This is a genomic window from Halosolutus amylolyticus, from assembly GCF_023566055.1.
In the GTDB taxonomy this organism is placed as follows: Archaea; Halobacteriota; Halobacteria; order Halobacteriales; family Natrialbaceae; genus Halosolutus; species Halosolutus amylolyticus.
In genome coordinates, this window is record NZ_JALIQP010000003.1 from 445,084 (window position 1) to 461,757 (window position 16,674).

The window sequence follows — 16,674 nt, forward strand, 5'->3', positions numbered from 1 at the left end:
GTCGGCAGTTCGAGGCGGGTGACCGCCGGTTACTGATCGAGTGCCGTCTGCTCCGTCTCGGTGCTCGAGCCGGCGGTGGCGAGACTCACGCCGACGAGCGTGGCCGCCGTCACTGGCCACGGCAGCAGCGGGAAGTACTCGGGCAGGTACCAGAGGTTGCCGATCGAAACGCCCATTCCGATGATCACGGCTGCGAGAACGGCCTCGGCAGTCGTCCGCTTCCAGAAGAGAATGAACAGTAGCGGGAACCCGACGGTGACGCCGAGTCCGACGTAGGCGAACTCGATGATATCGAAGATCGTTCCGGGACGGACCCACGCGAGGGCGACGCCGAGGACCGCGACAGTCGCGACGGTCGCCCGACCCAGCAGGATGAGCGTCGTGTCGCTCGCGTCGGGATTGATCCGTTCCTCGTAGAAGCGCGTGATGTCCGAGGAGGTGACCAGCAGCATCGAATCGGACGTCGAGAGGATGGCGCTGACGATCGCCGCGAGCAGAATCCCGGCGACGACGGGCGGGAAGAGGTCGACGATCGCGGTCATCGCGACGTTCTCCGGGTTGCCGATGTCGCTGTAGAGGACGCGGCCGGCGACGCCGATGAACAGCGGAATGGTCAGCCGAAGCGACTGGAAGGAGACGGCGATCACCGACGCCTTGCTGACGATCGATTCGGAACGGATCGCCTGGAAGCGCATCAGGGAGTGGGGCTGGCCGATGGTCCCGAACGCGAACGTGATCCAGGCGAGAACGCCGATCGTGAGCGCCATCCCCGCGTCACCGGCGGTCATCGACAGGAGGTCCGGATTCGCCGCGTTCGCTTCGGAGACGAACGCGCTCCAGCCGCCGATTTCGGCGAGCATCAGGATCGGAAGCGCGAGGACGGCGACGAAGATCAACACGCCCTGGAAGACGTCCGTCCAGACGGACGCGTTGAAGCCGCCGAGCATCGTGTACGCGCCGACGGCGACGCCACCCACCAGAATCGCCGTAGTGTAGTCGATGCCGAGGCCGGTATCCATCGCCTGTCCGACGGCGATGATCTGTGCGCCGATGTACGACACCATGAACGTCACGACCGCGAACGTCACCACGAGTCGGATCGTCGGCCCGATCGCGTCGTCTTCGAAGTACGCTGCGATGTGGTCGGTGACGGTGATCGTGCCGAGTTCTTCGGAGTGGCGGCGCAGCGGCGAGGCGACGTACCGGTACATGAAGACGACCAGGAGAATCATCGTCAGCGAGAACCAGAGGCCGCTCAGACCCACGGCGAAACCGACGCCGACCCACGCGAAGAACGTCCATCCGCTGGCGACCGACGACACTTCCGAGATGGCGATCGGCCACGTCCCGACGTCACGGCCGGCCAGCATGTAGTCCGAGAGCTGCTTCGTCTCTTCGGTCAGGAAGAAGTAGAGCCCGATGGCGACGAGGACGAGCAGGTAGAGCCCGAACGTCGCCTGGAGTCCGATCGACATTATCGACGCCCCCAGACGGTAACGCTGCCATCGCCGCGCTGGTCGTCGACGACCGACAGGCCGTAGGCGACGAGCGGGATCAGAATCATCAGTGCGAGGACGAGTGCCGTGAGAGGTGGTAACCCGAGTATCATCAGATCGTCTCTCTCAGTAGTGGAGTATAAAAACACCCCCTAATGCGGAGCCGAGAGTGTAACCTCGTCAGCACAACCGGCGATCGGGTGCCTGTTAGACGAAAAATCGGTCGTTTTCATCACTGGATCGACAGAAACGCATAGCAACCGTTATACCGGTTGTGAAGAGATGCCGCGGTAGATGAGTATCGAACCGCAGGACACCGACGGCGTTTGTCTCACGCTCGACATCTGGCACCCAAACTGCTGGACGACATCGGTCACCGCAGACGTCGATGCGGGGTTGCTCGGCCATACGGTGTACACGTCCGTCGACGGCTCCGTGAACGGCCACTTCACCGTTTACGCGGACACGACCGATGCCGTCGAAGGCTGCATCGCGGAAATCGAGGAGTCGCCGCTGACGGGCGAGGTCACGGCCATGCACCGGCGCCACGACTTCACGCACGCGATCGCCGCGCCCGGGAACGCGACCCAGGACGTCTTCGTCGAGTACGATCCGGACAACAGCATCACGGAATCGCTCGTCTCACGGGGGTTCATCCACAACGCGCCGATCCACGTTCACGACGGCGAGGAACACTGGCCGCTGTTTCTCGCCGATCCGAACCGCGAGGATCTCCACGAGAACCTCACGTCGCTACGCGAGGAGGAGGACGCGGACGTCTCGATCGAGAAGATCACCCGATCGCGGTCGGCGGCGCAGTCGAACGCCGATCTGCTATCCGTCCGCCAGCGGGAGGTCCTCGAACTCGCTTGCGATCGAGGCTACTACGGCTGGCCGAGAGCGGTGTCGCTCGACGACCTCGCCGACGAACTCGAGATCGCGAAACCGACCGTCCTCGAACATCTTCGCAAGGCCGAGGCGAAGATCCTCAACGCGGAACTCGAGTCGACCCGATAGCACCGCCGATCCTCGACGCGGTCACTGCCCGTCGCTTCCGAACGAGACCTCGACCCCGATACCCTCGTCGACGGCGCGCTCGTAGACCGTCGACGCTGCCGTCAGGTCCATGACCGCGCTCCCGACGCTTTTCACCACCGAGAGTCCGTCCGCGCGCTCACTCGGCCGATCGCCGGTGAACGCCGCCGCCAGCGGCCGGAGGTCTCCCTCCGCCAGCGACGTCCTGCGAAGGTCGCCCGTCTCGATCGCCTCCTCCGGCACGTCGGCGAACACCCGGTCGGCGCGCTCGACGAGGTCGGCCTCGAGTTCCTGCATCGAGGGCTCGTACGCGCCGATCGCGACGACGAGTTCCGCGTCGGTCGCGTCGGCCGGGAAGACGGGCTCCGAACTGGTCGTCGTCGTGACGACGACGGACGCGTCCGAGACGGCCGCGGCCGCCGTCTCCGCCGCATCGGCCGGAATCCCGTCCGCCCGAAGGTCGTCGGCGCAGGCGTACTTCGAGTCGCTCGGCGAGTAGATCGACACCGCGTCGAGTGTCGACGTCGCGGCGATCGCCCGCGTCTGCCAGCGCGCCTGTACACCGGCGCCGATGACCGCAAGTCGAATCGGCTCTGACGCGAGTGCCCTGGCCGCGAGGCCGCCCACGCAGCCGGTTCGGACGTTCGTTACGCGCGTTCCAGGCATGTACGCGACGGGCGTCCCGGTCCGGGCGTCGGTGAGCGCGATCTGGGCCTGGATCGTCGGGAGGCCCCGCGATTCGTTGCCCTCGTGGACGCTCGCGAGTTTCGTCACGTAGTACGGTTCGTCGTGGACGGCCGCCGGCATCGTCAGTCCGGTCCCGAGCGGGTCGTCCCCCTCAAGACCCGTCCCGACCGGGAAATGCGGTCGATCGGGTCGTTCGACCCTCCCCGCGGCCTGTTCCTCCAGCGCGGTCTCGACGGCCGGGAGGATCGTCTCCACGTCACACAGCGACTCGACCGCCCCTGCAGTGAGCACCGTGACCATAGGCGGGTGGTCCGCCGCCAGTAGCATATCGGTACCCCCTAATGGGACCCGTCGGCGCGGCGAGTCGACGCCGTGACAGAACCAGCACACTTACGCCACCCTTCGAACTACTGCCGCGTATGGTACGCGACGGGATCGATCGAATCGGCGTCGTCGGCGCCGGAACGATGGGGAGCGGAATCGCACAGGTGGCCGCCACGCACGGCTACGACGTGGTGATGCGGGACATCGAACCCGAGTTCGTCGAGAACGGTTTCGACACGATCGACGACAGTCTCGGCCGACTGGCCGGCCGGGACGCACTCGAGGACGACCCCGAAACGATCCGCGATCGGATCGAGGGGACGACAAGCATCGAGGCGCTCGCCGACTGCGACCTCGTGGTCGAAGCCGCCCTCGAGGATCTCGAGGTCAAGCAGGACGTCTTCGAGGACCTCGAGCGCGTCTGCGACGACGACGTGGTGCTCGCGACGAACACCAGCACGATCTCGATCACGTCGATCGCGTCGGCGATCGACCGCCCGGAACGCGTCGTCGGCCTGCACTTCATGAACCCGGTGCCGGTGATGGAGGGCGTCGAGGTCGTCGTCGGGGAGAAGACCACCGACGAGGTCGTCGACCTGGCCCACGAGGTCGCCGAGGATCTCGGGAAGACGACCTGGGAGTCCGACGACAAACCCGGCTTCGTCACCAACCGCATCCTCATGCCCTGGATCAACGAGGGCATCCGGGCCTACGACGAGGGCGTCGCCTCGAAGGAGGACATCGACGCCGGGATGGAACTCGGGACGAACGTCCCGATGGGGCCGCTGACGCTGGCCGACCACATCGGCCTCGACATCTGCCTGCACGCCTCCGAGACGCTCCACGAGGAACTCGGCGATCGGTACAAACCCGCCTACCTGCTCAAGCGGAAGGTCGAGGCCGGCGAACTCGGCAAGAAGACCGGCACAGGGTTCTACGAATACGAGTGAAGCCCCGCGGCGGGATCGAACCCCACGTCCCGACCTTGGCACCTGTTGGAATATCTTTATTTCTTCCGAGGCGAACGTCGGAGATATGTCCCCGCCGAACACGCCCTCGCGCCGCAGTGCCCGTCGTCTTGGCATCGTCGTCCTCATCGCACTCGGCGTCCCGGTCGCGAGTGCCGGTCTCGCCGTCGGCGCCTATCCGCCGCTGTCGGTCTGTGGCGTCTGCGACTCGATCGACGGCGCGTCCGACGCCGGAACGCTCGACGTCCACGTCGACGAACACGGCGATTCCCACTGGATCGCCCGCGTTCCGGTCACCGAGAGCGCCGCCGAGACCTATCGAACCAACCAGACCGCGCTCGAGGCGGCCGTCGACGAGGGCTGGTATCGCTACGACGTCGCAATCGACGACGCCCGGAACGTCGACGCCTCGATCGAGGACGGGACCGTCCGCGTGGCGTACACCGTCGCTGACGTCGCCGAGTCCGGCGTCGATGGCGGCTGGGTCTTCGACTATCTCTACGCCGGTGGGACGCGGTACCGGTACGACCTCCTGGCCGATCGCGTCACGATTCACGCACCCGACGGGGCGCGGGTGACGAACTCGCCCCCGAACGCCCGCGTCGAGGACGGGTCGGTGACGTGGACGAGCGACGACGGGATCGCCTCGAAGACGTACGTCACCTACGGCCCGTCCGGCGTCTCCGGCACGCTCGCCTCGTGGGGGACGGCCGGCGTCGTCTACGGGCCGCTGGTGCTGTCACACGGGCTCCGCGCGGGTCTCGCCCCGATCGCGATCGTCGGCCTCGCGACCGTCGCGGCCGGACGACTCGGCGGCGGCCGGTGGGGCGTCGCCGGCGGCGCCGGCCGAACCGTCGGTGACGCTGGCCGTCGCGGACTCGATCGGGTCTGTACCCGGTTCGACCGGTCCCTCGATCAGCGGACGCTCGCCGGGGTCGCCGTCGGCACGGCCGCCCTGCTCTGTGCGGTCAGCTGGCTCGCGTTCGGGCTGGGCCAGGCGATCCTGCTCGGGACGTTCGGGGTCGCGACGGCGGCGTTTCTCCCGCTCGGTCACGCGCTCGAACGGGACGAGTCCGCGTGGCGATTCGGCCTCTTGGCAGTCGCGGCACCGCTCGCGGCGACGATCGCGTTCGCGCCGTACTACGCGGCCGGGCTCGGTCCGTCGCTCGCCGGGCTGCTGTTCGTCCCGTGGGCGATCGGCATCGGGGTCGTCGGCTACTGGCTCTCGCTCGTCGGTCGGCGCGTCGGCGGGGCCGAAAGCGAGTCCGATCCGGGATAGGGTAGCTGTAGAGCGGCGTTTCGGCCATCCCCCGCAGAGAACGGCGAGGGACAATCGGAGCAGCTATCGCTCAGACGAAGTCGATCGTGAGCGGATACTCCCAGACTTCTCCGTCCGCGGCTTTGACCGCCGCGACGAGACAGAACACCGTATCCAGTAGCCCGACGAGGATCGCGGTGAAGACGCCGACGATGACGAGCGTCAGCACCATCGAGACCAGCATGTAGATCGCGAACGACAGTTGCCAGTTGACCGCGTTTCGCGAGTTTTCGCGGACGAACTCGTCGTCGGTCGAGAGCAAGAGTACGGCCGGCCCGATCGCCCACGTGAACAGCGCCAGGACGTGCGTGAGAGCGGCGATCGTCTTCGGGTCCGTCCCCGATCCGGTGGCGTACCCGGCCGGATCGGTACCCGTGTCCCGGGCTCGCGACTCCGAGCGGTCCCACTCGGCGGTGCTCGATCCCGGGTCGTCGTCATCGGCTGGTGTCGACACGTCGACCCCGCAATACTGGCAGTAGACGCTCGAGTCGGGGATCTCCTCGCCACACGACGGACAGTACATACCACTGCTGTTCCGGGCCTCGCCGTCAAAATTACGGTTCGTTCCGCGTTCGTCCGCGTCGGTCCGTCGCCACGCGCGGCGATCGTCAGCGTCAGTGGTGAAGCGGTTTCTCGGCCATCTCCTTGCGCAGGTCCTGCAGGTTCGATCGCGAGACGCCGTCGTCGAACTGCTGGAGGAGCGCGAACACCTCCGCTCGCGAGACTTTCACGTCGCCCTCCCGGATGACGTCCTCGGGGCGTTCGCGGAGTTCCCGCATCGTCCCGACCGCGAGCAGGTAGGGGATCGCCCACGCCGAGAGGCGGTTGCCGTGACTCTCCGGGACGATCTCGAGGTAGCGCTGGGCGTCGTCGAGGTACGTTTCGGCCCGGCCGGTGACGCGCTTGATCACGGTCGTGACGCCGCTGTGGTTCGACTCGTCGGTGACGGCTTCCAGGTCGACGTCCTCCTCGGCGAGCCACTCGGCCGGGAGGTAGACGTTGTTCTCCTCGTGATAGTCGTTCTCGACGTCCTTGGCGATGTTGACCAGTTGCAAGAGCAGTGCGAACGATCGCGCGTTCGTGCGCAGTTCGTCCGCACGGTCCTGCGAGGCCCCGCGAGCGACGAGCCCCGTGATGAGTTTGCCGACGGTGCCGGCGGCGTACCAGCAGTACTCCTCGAGTTCCTCGAGCGTCTGCAGGCGGAGTCCGCCCTCCTCGGCGTACCGATCGGTGAACATCGCCATCCCGCCGACGAGTTCGCGGACGGGATCGCGCATGATCTCCCGCGGTTCGTCCTCGAGCGCGTCGAACGTCCGGAGGACCCGCGGCGTCTCGGCGACGACCTCCCAGTCGGCGTTCGGCTCGTCCGGGATCCACGGCTCGACGTCGTCCATGAACGCCTCGACCGTCACGTCGGCGTCCGGATCGAGCAGCCGATCGTACTCGCTCAACAGGGCTGCCTGCGTCTCCGGCGGAATGTGACCCGCGTCCTCGATGGTGTCTGCAACCCGGCAGAGGAGATACCCCAGACAGATGTGTCTCGACATCGGCTCTTCGAGCCGATCGATAGTGATCGAAAAAGTCCGCGAAACGCCATGAACCGCCTCGAAACACCACTCGAAGTCGGCGTCGGCTGTCTCGTCGTGCTGTCCCGTGGTCATCTACTCGCGTTTGGTTTGTTCCCATCCCGGAAAAACGCCGCGGTCCCGGCGGGATATTCCGATCGCTGACAGAAGCGGCCGATCGAGACCTGTCGACGACGGTGACGGCCCCGGTCCGTCGGCGGGACGGGACTCGCGGCGCGGCGGAAATCGACACCACGACGAACAACGAGACACCCGTACGAAAACAGTAAAGAACCGACCGACCGATACTCCCGCTATGGACTTTGCGCTCTCAGTCGAGCAAGGGCAGATCAGGGACATGGTGTCGGAGTTCGTCGACGAGGAGGTCGTTCCCGTCGCGGACGAGATCGATCACGACGACGAGTTCCCCCACGACCTGGTGAGCGAGATGGCCGACCTCGGGCTGATGGGCATGCCATTCCCCGAGGAGTACGGCGGCGCCGGCCTCGACTACCACTCCTACGCGATCGGACTCGAGGAGATCTCGCGCGGGTCGGGCGGCCTGGGGACGATCGTCGCCGCCCACACGTCGCTGGCGGGCAACATGCTCTACGAGTTCGGCGACGAGTCCCAGAAGGAGGAGTACCTGACGCCGCTCGCGGCCGGCGAGGACGTCGGCGCGTTCGCCCTCTCGGAGGCGGGTGCGGGGAGCGACGTCCCGGCGATGGAGACCACCGCGGAGCAGGACGGCGACGAGTACGTCGTCAACGGCGGCAAACTCTGGATCTCCAACGGCTCCGAAGCCGACACCGTCACGCTGTTCGCGAAGACCGACCCCGACGCGGGGAACAAGGGCATCTCCTCCTTCGTCGTCCGGCCCGAGGAGGACGACGGCTTCTACGTCGAGGGCACCGAGGAGAAACTCGGCGACAAGGGCTGTCCGACGGCCGAACTCCGGTTCGACGACCTCCGGCTTCCCGAGGATCGCCTGCTGGGCGAGGAGGGCGATGGGTTCGTCCACGCGCTGAAGACCCTGAACGGCGGCCGCATTACGATCGCCGCCCGCGGCGTCGGCATCGCCCGCGCCGCCTTCGAGGAGGCTCGCGACTACGCGAACGAGCGCGAGCAGTTCGGCCAGCCGATCGGCGAGTTCCAGTCGATCAAGCACAAACTGGCCGACATGGACACGAAGATCCAGGCCGCCAAGCTGCTGATGCACAAGGCCGCCGACAAGAAGATCCGCGGCGAGAACTACATCAAAGACGCCGCCCAGGCCAAACTCTACGCCTCCGAAGTGAGCCGCGAGGTCGCCAACGAGGGCATCCAGATCCACGGCGGCTACGGCTACACCAAGGACTTCGCCGCCGAGCGGTTCTACCGCGACGCCAAACTCAACGAGATCTACGAGGGCACGAGCGAAGTGCTCCGGAACACGATCGGCGATCAACTGCTCGACGAGTAACCGGTCAGTCCCGACTGCGGTCTTCTTATCGGCGTTCCTCCGCTTCGAGGCGCGATCGCATCCACTCGTAGTGCTCTCGGACCCGCCGCTCGCCGGCGTCGGTCAGCGCGTAGACGTCGTGAATCCCCTCGGTGCGCTTCTCGACGAATCCCGCGTCGACCAGCGCCGACAGCGACCCGTAGAACGACTTGGGCTCGAGCCGATCGTCGTAGTGCGATTCGAGGTCGGACTTCAGCTGCTGGCCGCGCATCTCGCCGCCGGCCGCGAGCAGGACGCAGATGTCGCGTCGCCGGCCGCTCCGGAGCCACTTCGCCATGGGTCGACGTCCGCACGGCACCCGCTCGAAGGTTCCGGTTCCGACCGCGTCGGGCAGCCGATCGTCAGACGAGGAACCGACGTACCCGATCGATCGCCGCCCACGCGAGACCCCCGGCGATCGCCACGGCGAGCAGGAGTCGGGCCCCGAGTTCGAGGCGGGCGGTGCCGTCCGGCCGCAGTTCGTGGCGGAAGAGCACCCAGCCGTCGCCGCCGACGACCACGTCCCCGGTGCCGACGGCGAGGGCGTGAAAGACCAGCGCGCCCAGCGTCGCCGTACCCAGGACGAGGGTGCCGACGGTCCCAGTAACGATCGACGCGAGCGCGTCCCAGCGGGGGCCGCGATCGCCGGCCGCGTCGGGAGCGCCGTAGATGGCGATCCCCTGTGCGTCGGCGCGGGGAAGTTCGGCAACCCGGACGGTCGCCGGATACCGGGCCAGCGCGGCGGCCATGCGGAGGTCGCCCACCGATCCGGCGGCGTTCGCCGCGAGGACGACGACGAGGAGCGTGGACGAGAGGATCGCCATCGCGGCGATCCCGGCGGCCGTGATGCAGACGAACGGGGCGAGCAGGGCGACGAGCAGCTGGTTTCGCGTGTAGCTCGTCCCGCCCGTCGCGGCGTAGGCGTACGGCAGGAGGAACGTCGAGACCCCGACCCCGAAGGAGGGCGTCCCACCGTACCGGGCCATGAACAGGCCGTGGAGGAGTTCGTGCAGGACGACGACGAGCGCAACCAGGGCGAGCGCGACGACGAGCCGATCGAGGACCGCCGAGGGCGCGACCGCGGGGACCACGACCGGTTCGAACGGCTCGCCGCGGATCGCCCCGCGAAGCCGGCCGAACGCGTACGCGAAGCCGAAGAACGCGACCACCGAGACGGCGATCGTCCGGGCTGCGATCGACCGCGTGGGGCGAAAGGTCGCGATCGGCCGCGGCTCCGGTGCCGCGTCGGACTCCGTCGCTGTCACGCCAGACACTCTCGAGGGTTCGGAAAAAGTCGTATCGGTGTCGGTCGATCCGTCCGGCCCCGCCCCGGCCGCTGGTCGCCCGTCGCGTTCCCGGCTGCCGAAACCGACAGCTTCCCGGTGTTCGATTCCGGACTGTCTGTCATGAGCGACGACCAGACCGCTGAGGCGAACGGGATCCGGGCGACCTACGAGGAGACGGCGACGGAGCGGCTCCTCGAGTTCCGATCGACCGACGAGTCGACGCGTGCCAGCGGGACCGCCGCGATCGCCCAGAACGTCGAGGGCTACGCGATGCTGAAGGTTCGCCCGACCGCGGACGGCGACGAACTCGAGCGCTACTACGGGTTCGACATGGCGCTCGATCATGCCGGCGAGTTGCTGGGAGTCTCGCCGCACGACCTCCCGGTGCCGCCGGCCGCCGAAGATATGGGGATGTGACGTCGCCGCGCCTCGAGCGAAACCGGGAGGATCGTCCGGGTCATCACGCGACGATCGCGTACGTGAGCAAGAAGCCGAAGTACAGCAGGACGATGCCGCCGAGGACCTGGAGGCGGAAGCGTCGCATCGCGGTGCGCTCCTCGCGGACGGCCCGTTCGAAGGCGGCGCGCTCGCGATCGGCGAGCCGATCTGGGTGCGTGCGGCCGCAGTGGAGCCGTCGCAGGCGACGGTCCCGGAACGGCTGCCCGCAGTACGGACACCGCTCGGCCGGTTCGGAACCAGGGTCCGTCGTCGGGACCGGGGAAGACGCTGTTGGGGCAGTCTCGGGATCACCCATCGACACGGTACCCTGACGAACGGGAACCGCAACTATGTGTGTTGGGGCGACGGTCGCTCGCTGCGAGACGGCCCCGTCGATTGGATCTCGCCGCGAGACAGGCCGCCGACGGGGGCCAAAAGCGAGACGAATAAATAGCCGGAGCCGAAGAATCCAGACGAGAACAGCCGTGACAACCGAGTCGTTCCCCCGTCCGATCGGCACGCACCGACGGTTTTCAGCGCTGCTCGCGACGACCGCGATCGGCGTCTACCTCCTGTTGATCGTGGGGGCGACGACGTCGCTGACGAACGCGGCGTCTGCGTGTTCGACGTGGCCGACCTGTCACGCGCCGACCGATCCGCTCAGCCAGACGGAACTCGCGATCGCGTGGGGCCACCGGATCACCGCCGTCCTCGTCGGCCTGCTGGTCGCGGCGACGGCGTTCACCGCCGCGCTTGGCGACGTCTCCCGCCGCGTCCGGACGACCCTGCTCGCGGGGGCGTTCCTCTACGTCGTCCAGGTCGGCGTCGGTGCCGTGACGGCGACGGTCGGTCCCGCCGCGATCGCGCCGGGACTGCACCTCGCGCTCGGCCTCGTGATCTTCACGGCCGTCGTCCTCGCGCTCGCGTGGGATCTCGAACTCGAGACCGGTCAGGAGGACGACGTCATCGAACAGCCGGAGCCGATCGCGGAACCGGCCGATGCGGCGGCCGAGCGCACGCTTCCCACGGGACGGCTCGCCCGCGCCCGGCTGACCGCCTTCGCGTACTTCAAAATGATGAAGCCCCGGCTGATGTGGCTCCTCTGTCTCGTCGCCGCCGCGGGGATGGCCCTCGCCGCGGGCCCAGCGCTCGACGCCGCCACGATCGTCGCCACGCTCGGCGGCGGCGTGCTCGCGATCGGGGCCTCGGGGACGTTCAACCACGTCCTCGAGCGCGACGTCGATCGGCAGATGTCGCGGACGTCCGATCGGCCGCTGGCGACCGACCTCGTGCCGGTCCGCAACGCCTTGCTCTTCGGGCTCTTCCTGACGGCGGCGTCGATGACCGTCTTCCTGACGATCAACAGGCTCGCGGCGGCGCTCGGGTTCGCCGCGATCGTCTTCTACAGCGTCGTCTACACGCTCCTCCTCAAGCCGAACACGGTCCAGAACACGGTCATCGGCGGCTTCGCCGGTGCGTTGCCCGCGCTGATCGGCTGGGCGGCGGTCACCAACGAGATCGGTCTCCCGGCGCTCGCGCTCGCGGGCGTCATCTTCCTCTGGACGCCGGCGCACTTCTACAACCTCGCGCTGGCGTACAAGGACGACTACGCTCGCGGCGGCTTCCCGATGATGCCCGTCGTTCGCGGGGAGACCGAGACCCGGAAACACATCGTCTACTACATCGCGGCCACGCTCGTGGGGACGATCGCACTCGCCTGGCTCACCGACCTCGGCGCGCTGTACGCCGGGACGGTCGCGGTCTTCGGCGGGATCTTCCTCTGGGCCGCCGTCCGCCTCCACTTCGAGCGCACCGAGGCCGCGGCGTTCCGGGCGTTCCACGCCTCGAACGCCTTCCTCGGAGCGATCCTCGTCGCGATACTCGTCGACGCGCTCGCCCTCTCGGGCCCGGTGTTCTGACCGGGGACCGCCCCGTCGCGCGCCGGAATCCGCATCCCTAACAGTATCCAGTTCGTACCCCCAGCCGATGCACCGCCGTTCGTTTCTGACCGCGGCCGCCACCGGCACGACCCTCTCGATCGCCGGCTGTACGGCGCTCTTCGAGGCGTCGCTCCCCGACGAACTCGAAGGGACCGATCCGGACCCCGACCAGCTCCCGGCCCCGTCGATCGGCTCCGGGCCCGTTCCGATCGACGCGTACGTGGACTTCGCCTGCCCGCACTGTCACGACTTCCACGAGGACGTCCTGCCCGACCTCGAAAATCGTCTCCTCGATGCCGACGAGGCGACCTACCGCCACCGCGACTTCCCGCTGCCGGCCGGCGATCGGTCGATCGCGATGGCCAACGCCGCGCGGGCGGTCCAGGCGGAGACGAGAACGGAGGACGACCCGGCCGGCGAGTTCTTCACGTACAAACTGGCCGTGATCGAGGCCGACGACCTGAGCGACGACGGCCTGGCGGCGATCGCTGCCGACGAGACCGACGTCGAGGCGGCCGTCGTTCGCGACGCCCTCGACGCGGGGACGTACTATCCAACGCTTGCGGCCGACTGGCAACGCGGTGACGACCACGGGGTTGCCGAGACGCCGACGGTCCTGGTCGACGGGGACGAGGTCGACGACCCGTTCGACGCCGACGCGATCGTCGAGCGCGTCCGGGACGCCGCGTAGCTGTCGCGGGTGACTGGGGCCGGCGACCGACGGCTGGCCCGCCCGAGGCGTCAGGTCAGTTCGGACGCCGACTCGAACGCGTCGATCGCCTCGTCGTCGCCCGCGAGCAGGAGGCTATCGTCGGGTTCGAACACGAACTCCGACGGGACGTCCGTGACGATCTCGCCCGATCGCTCGACGCCGACGAGGATACAGTCGGTCTCCGGAATCTCGGTGTCTGCGAGCGACTGCCCCGCGAGGTCGTCGGCGTCGAATCGGACCACCTGTAGCTGCCGATCGTAAGAGAGGATCTCTTCGCGGAGGACGTCGAGCGCGAGCAGTCGGCCGCTGATGTCGGGGAGGCTGAGGACGTAGTCGCCGCCGGCCCGCCGGACCTTGCTCTCGTTTTCCGAGTCGTTCACCCGGACGACGATGTCGAGGTCGGCGGCGAGTTCGCGGGCGACGAGGACCGAGAGGATCGCCTCGTCATCGTCCCCGATCGTGACGACGTACGCGGTCGCCGTCTCGAGGTCCGCCTGCCTGAGTACCGATTCGCGCGTCACGTCGCCCACGACGTCGACGTCCTCGTCGTCCTCGACGTCGATGACCGTGCAATCGATGTCGGCCGATCGGAGTCGCTCCCGGACCGTCGAGCCGACCTCGCCGTAGCCGGCCACGACGACGCGTGATTCCTCGGGACGGGCGGGGGCAGTCCGAGCCTCGAGGGCTTTCAGTTGGGCCTCGCTCCCGGCGAGGAGCAACACGGTGTTCTCGTCGATCTCGAGGTCCGGCGACGGGGAACTGACGAACTCGCCGTCCGTCCAGAGGCCGGCGAGCGAGACGTCCTCCGACTCGAGGATGTCCGTCTCGGCCAGCGTCTGGCCGCAGATCGGACTCTCCTCGAAGACCGTTACCTCGACGAGGGAGAAGTCCTCGCCGAGACTCGTCACGTCGCTCAGCCGCGGGTCGAGTTCCGTCTGGATCCGTTCGGCGATTCGCTGTCCGAGCAGGTGACGCGGCGTCACGACGGCATCGGCCCCGGCGTACCGCATCGGCCGCTCGAACGTGAGGTCCCTGCTCATGACGGCGATCCGGACCGTCTCGGAGCGTTCCCTGACTGCGAGCACGACGCTCGCTGCGATCTCGTCGGCGGTGTCGATCACGACCGACGCGGCCTCGTCGATCCGCGCCCGATAGAGCGTCTCGACGGCCGTGGGGTCCCCGTGGACTACCGACACGCCGGCCTCGTCCAGTTCCAGCGCTTCCGCCTCGTCCTCGGCGACGACGACGTAGTCGACGCCGCGCGCCTCGAACTCGTCGACGAGCCGATCGCCCCGCGGCGAGTAGCCACAGACGACGACGTGGTCGGTCAGATCCGTGGTCCGTGGAACGTCGGGAGAGAGCGTCTCCTCGAGGATCGGCTGGAAGACGTAAGGCAGGACGATAAACAGGATCAGGAAGGTGCCGAGGTCCATCGCCATCACGAACAGGTTCGAGAGGGGCGAGTCCCACGGCGAGTCGGAGCCGTACCCCGTTCCCGTGACGGTCTCGACGACGACCTGCGAGTGGTGGAAGTAACCCGCCGATCGGCCCTCGACGGCGACCATGAGGTAGTGATACAGGATCGACGTCAGGAAAATGAGGACCAGAATCCCGCCGATCGTCTTGGCCGCCCGCCGTTGCCAGCGCTCCATATACGAGTATTGATCTCCCCGTTTATGAACCATTTTCGACAGCGACGGCGCCGCCCGGTACGGACCGCCTGGCCAGGATCCGATCCGTCGACACCCGTTCCGGGAGCCGTTGGCCCCTCACCGCGCGACCTCGATGAACCGGTTGACCGTCTCGTCGCTCCCGGCGACGATGAGTGTGTCGTCTTCCCGGATGGTGAACTCGGGCCCGAGGGTGGTCAGTAACTCCCCGCCCCGTTCGGCGGCGACGACCGTACACCCGAGTCGCGCACGAACGTCGGCCTCGCCCAGGCTCTGTCCGGCGAGTTCCGGCGCCGTCATGCGGACGATCTCGAACTGCGTCTCCGGCGTCAGGACCTCTTCGTCCTCGAGTAACACCGAGGAGAGCATTCGGCCCGTCACCGTCGACAGCGCGAGGACGTATTCGGCGCCCGCCCGGTAGAGCTTCCGGACGCTTTCGGTCTCGTTGGCCCGTGCGATCACCTCGGTGTCGGGGGCGACCTTCTCGAGGACGAGCGTGGCGTAGATCGCCGCCGTGTCGTCGTCGAGCGCGAGCACGATCGATCGGGCGTTCTCGACGCCGGCAGTGGCGAGCGCGTCCGGGTCCGTGACGTTCCCGACGACGTCGACGTCCGCCTGGTCGTCGCTGTCGATAACCGTGTGCGGGACGTCGGCGTCGTCGAGCGTTTCGCTGACGGTGCGCCCGACTTCGCCGTAGCCGGCGACGACCACGCGATAGGAGCCGTCGCCGGACGGGGAGATCGTTCGCGAGGTCAGTTCCGTGAGCGTCTCGTGAGAGCCGGCGACGAGCAGGATCGTATTTCCGTCGATGACCGTCTCGGGGTTCGGTGCCGGCTGGAATTCGCCGTCGAACCACGCCCCGATCACGTTGACGCCCAGCCGATCGCGCATGCTCGACTCGGCGATCGTCCGGCCGGCGAGATCGCTGTCGCGCTCGACGAGGAGTTCGGCGATCTCGAGTTGGTCGCCGAGTTCGATCGTCTCCTGGAGTTCTGCGGTCACCGATATCGTGGCTTTTCCTGCGAGGCTGTGTCCGAGCAGGTGTCGCGGCCGAACGACGTCGTTCGCGCCGGCATAGCGGTGGTAGGTTGCGACCTCCCGATCCTCCGCGACGCTGATGATCCTGACGTCGTCGCGGAGTTCCCGTGCCGTGAGGATCACTTCGGGATTGGCCTCGTCGGAGACGTCGATCACCAGGGCGCGGGCGTCGTCGACGTTCGCGGCCCGGAGGGTCTGCTCTTGCTCCGGGTCGCCGAGCATCGCGTCGATACCGTCGTCGACGAGGTCCATCACCGTCTCCCGATCGTCGTCGATGAAGACGGACGGGACGCCCGCGGCCTCGAGTTCGTTCCGGAGTACGTCTTCGCGTTCGGTGTGCGAACAGATGATGACGTGGTCGGTGAGGTCGGTCGACTCCGGCGGTTGCGTCGCGAGCGCCTGTTTGAAGAGCGGGACGACGACCAGCGGCAAGGCGAGGAAGACGAGCAACACCCCGCTGAGATTCATCAGGATCACGATGAGGTTCATGGGCGCACTCGTCCAGGAATCCGTATCGCCCCCGAACCCGGCGGTCGTCAGGATCTCGACGACGATCTGTATCGACTTGACCAGCGATCGGTCCGTCCCCTCGAACGTCGCCATCCCCCACTGGTAGAGGACGGCGTAGAAGAGGACGAGCCCGAATACGGGGACGAGCGAAATCCCGATGCGTCGCCACCACGTATTCATCGTTCCCGTATAGACACTGGAGCGTAT

Annotated in this window: 17 protein-coding genes; 7 read left to right on the plus strand and 10 right to left on the minus strand. The window is 67.5% G+C overall.

Features of this window, described 5'->3' with window-relative positions; translation table 11 throughout:
• Positions 1-29: 29 nt before the first annotated feature.
• A complete protein-coding gene (locus MUN73_RS14680; RefSeq protein WP_250141244.1) occupies positions 30-1,475 on the minus strand; it encodes a sodium/proline symporter in 1,446 nt (481 codons plus the stop codon).
• Positions 1,475-1,609: a hypothetical protein gene (locus MUN73_RS22605; RefSeq protein ID WP_265339237.1), complete on the minus strand. Its 135-nt coding sequence runs from the start codon at positions 1,607-1,609 to the stop codon at positions 1,475-1,477. The genes MUN73_RS14680 and MUN73_RS22605 overlap by 1 nt, the downstream gene beginning before the upstream one ends.
• 181 nt (positions 1,610-1,790) lie before the next feature.
• Between MUN73_RS22605 and MUN73_RS14685 the strand changes: the two genes are divergently transcribed.
• The gene (locus tag MUN73_RS14685) at positions 1,791-2,513 is read left to right on the plus strand and encodes a helix-turn-helix domain-containing protein (RefSeq protein WP_250141245.1); all 723 of its coding nucleotides are present in this window, start codon (positions 1,791-1,793) and stop codon (positions 2,511-2,513) included.
• 21 nt (positions 2,514-2,534) lie between these two features.
• On the opposite strand, the gene MUN73_RS14690 is transcribed toward MUN73_RS14685, so the two are convergent.
• On the minus strand, positions 2,535-3,518 hold the full coding sequence (locus MUN73_RS14690) for an ornithine cyclodeaminase family protein (RefSeq protein WP_250141246.1): 984 nt from the start codon (positions 3,516-3,518) through the stop codon (positions 2,535-2,537).
• 119 nt (positions 3,519-3,637) lie between these two features.
• On the opposite strand from MUN73_RS14690, the gene MUN73_RS14695 reads away from it, so the two are divergent.
• Together MUN73_RS14695 and MUN73_RS14700 are read left to right on the plus strand one after the other, a co-directional pair.
• Entirely contained in the window at positions 3,638-4,492 is an 855-nt protein-coding gene (locus MUN73_RS14695; RefSeq protein ID WP_250141247.1) for a 3-hydroxyacyl-CoA dehydrogenase family protein, read from the plus strand.
• Positions 4,493-4,577: 85 nt separating this feature from the next.
• Entirely contained in the window at positions 4,578-5,789 is a 1,212-nt protein-coding gene (locus tag MUN73_RS14700) for a hypothetical protein (RefSeq protein WP_250141248.1), read from the plus strand.
• Positions 5,790-5,859: 70 nt separating this feature from the next.
• On the opposite strand, the gene MUN73_RS14705 is transcribed toward MUN73_RS14700, so the two are convergent.
• Positions 5,860-6,351 carry a zinc ribbon domain-containing protein gene (locus tag MUN73_RS14705; protein WP_250141249.1) on the minus strand — a complete coding sequence of 164 codons (492 nt, stop codon included), beginning with the start codon at positions 6,349-6,351 and terminating at the stop codon, positions 5,860-5,862.
• A 91-nt stretch (positions 6,352-6,442) separates the two neighbouring features.
• Positions 6,443-7,489, minus strand: a complete 1,047-nt coding sequence (locus MUN73_RS14710) for a phytoene/squalene synthase family protein (RefSeq protein WP_250141250.1) — start codon at positions 7,487-7,489, stop codon at positions 6,443-6,445.
• 220 nt (positions 7,490-7,709) lie between these two features.
• On the opposite strand from MUN73_RS14710, the gene MUN73_RS14715 reads away from it, so the two are divergent.
• Entirely contained in the window at positions 7,710-8,855 is a 1,146-nt protein-coding gene (locus MUN73_RS14715; RefSeq protein ID WP_250141251.1) for an acyl-CoA dehydrogenase, read from the plus strand.
• Between the two features lie 25 nt (positions 8,856-8,880).
• Here MUN73_RS14715 and MUN73_RS14720 read toward each other — a convergent pair whose 3' ends face one another.
• Both MUN73_RS14720 and MUN73_RS14725 read right to left on the minus strand, forming a co-directional pair.
• Positions 8,881-9,171, minus strand: a complete 291-nt coding sequence (locus MUN73_RS14720) for a PadR family transcriptional regulator (RefSeq protein WP_250141252.1) — start codon at positions 9,169-9,171, stop codon at positions 8,881-8,883.
• Between the two features lie 64 nt (positions 9,172-9,235).
• The gene (locus MUN73_RS14725; RefSeq protein WP_250141253.1) at positions 9,236-10,138 is read right to left on the minus strand and encodes a DUF3267 domain-containing protein; all 903 of its coding nucleotides are present in this window, start codon (positions 10,136-10,138) and stop codon (positions 9,236-9,238) included.
• A 141-nt stretch (positions 10,139-10,279) separates the two neighbouring features.
• Between MUN73_RS14725 and MUN73_RS14730 the strand changes: the two genes are divergently transcribed.
• Positions 10,280-10,576: a DUF7111 family protein gene (locus tag MUN73_RS14730; protein WP_250141254.1), complete on the plus strand. Its 297-nt coding sequence runs from the start codon at positions 10,280-10,282 to the stop codon at positions 10,574-10,576.
• A gap of 43 nt (positions 10,577-10,619) precedes the next feature.
• On the opposite strand, the gene MUN73_RS14735 is transcribed toward MUN73_RS14730, so the two are convergent.
• Entirely contained in the window at positions 10,620-10,913 is a 294-nt protein-coding gene (locus MUN73_RS14735) for a hypothetical protein (protein ID WP_250141255.1), read from the minus strand.
• A gap of 169 nt (positions 10,914-11,082) precedes the next feature.
• Between MUN73_RS14735 and MUN73_RS14740 the strand changes: the two genes are divergently transcribed.
• Together MUN73_RS14740 and MUN73_RS14745 are read left to right on the plus strand one after the other, a co-directional pair.
• Positions 11,083-12,516: a heme o synthase gene (locus tag MUN73_RS14740; RefSeq protein ID WP_250141256.1), complete on the plus strand. Its 1,434-nt coding sequence runs from the start codon at positions 11,083-11,085 to the stop codon at positions 12,514-12,516.
• A 67-nt stretch (positions 12,517-12,583) separates the two neighbouring features.
• Positions 12,584-13,228 carry a DsbA family protein gene (locus tag MUN73_RS14745; RefSeq protein WP_250141257.1) on the plus strand — a complete coding sequence of 215 codons (645 nt, stop codon included), beginning with the start codon at positions 12,584-12,586 and terminating at the stop codon, positions 13,226-13,228.
• A 50-nt stretch (positions 13,229-13,278) separates the two neighbouring features.
• Here MUN73_RS14745 and MUN73_RS14750 read toward each other — a convergent pair whose 3' ends face one another.
• Together MUN73_RS14750 and MUN73_RS14755 are read right to left on the minus strand one after the other, a co-directional pair.
• Positions 13,279-14,901 (minus strand): potassium channel family protein, encoded by a 1,623-nt coding sequence (locus MUN73_RS14750; RefSeq protein ID WP_250141258.1) that lies wholly within the window; start codon positions 14,899-14,901, stop codon positions 13,279-13,281.
• Positions 14,902-15,018: 117 nt separating this feature from the next.
• On the minus strand, positions 15,019-16,647 hold the full coding sequence (locus tag MUN73_RS14755) for a potassium channel family protein (protein WP_250141259.1): 1,629 nt from the start codon (positions 16,645-16,647) through the stop codon (positions 15,019-15,021).
• Positions 16,648-16,674: the final 27 nt, after the last annotated feature.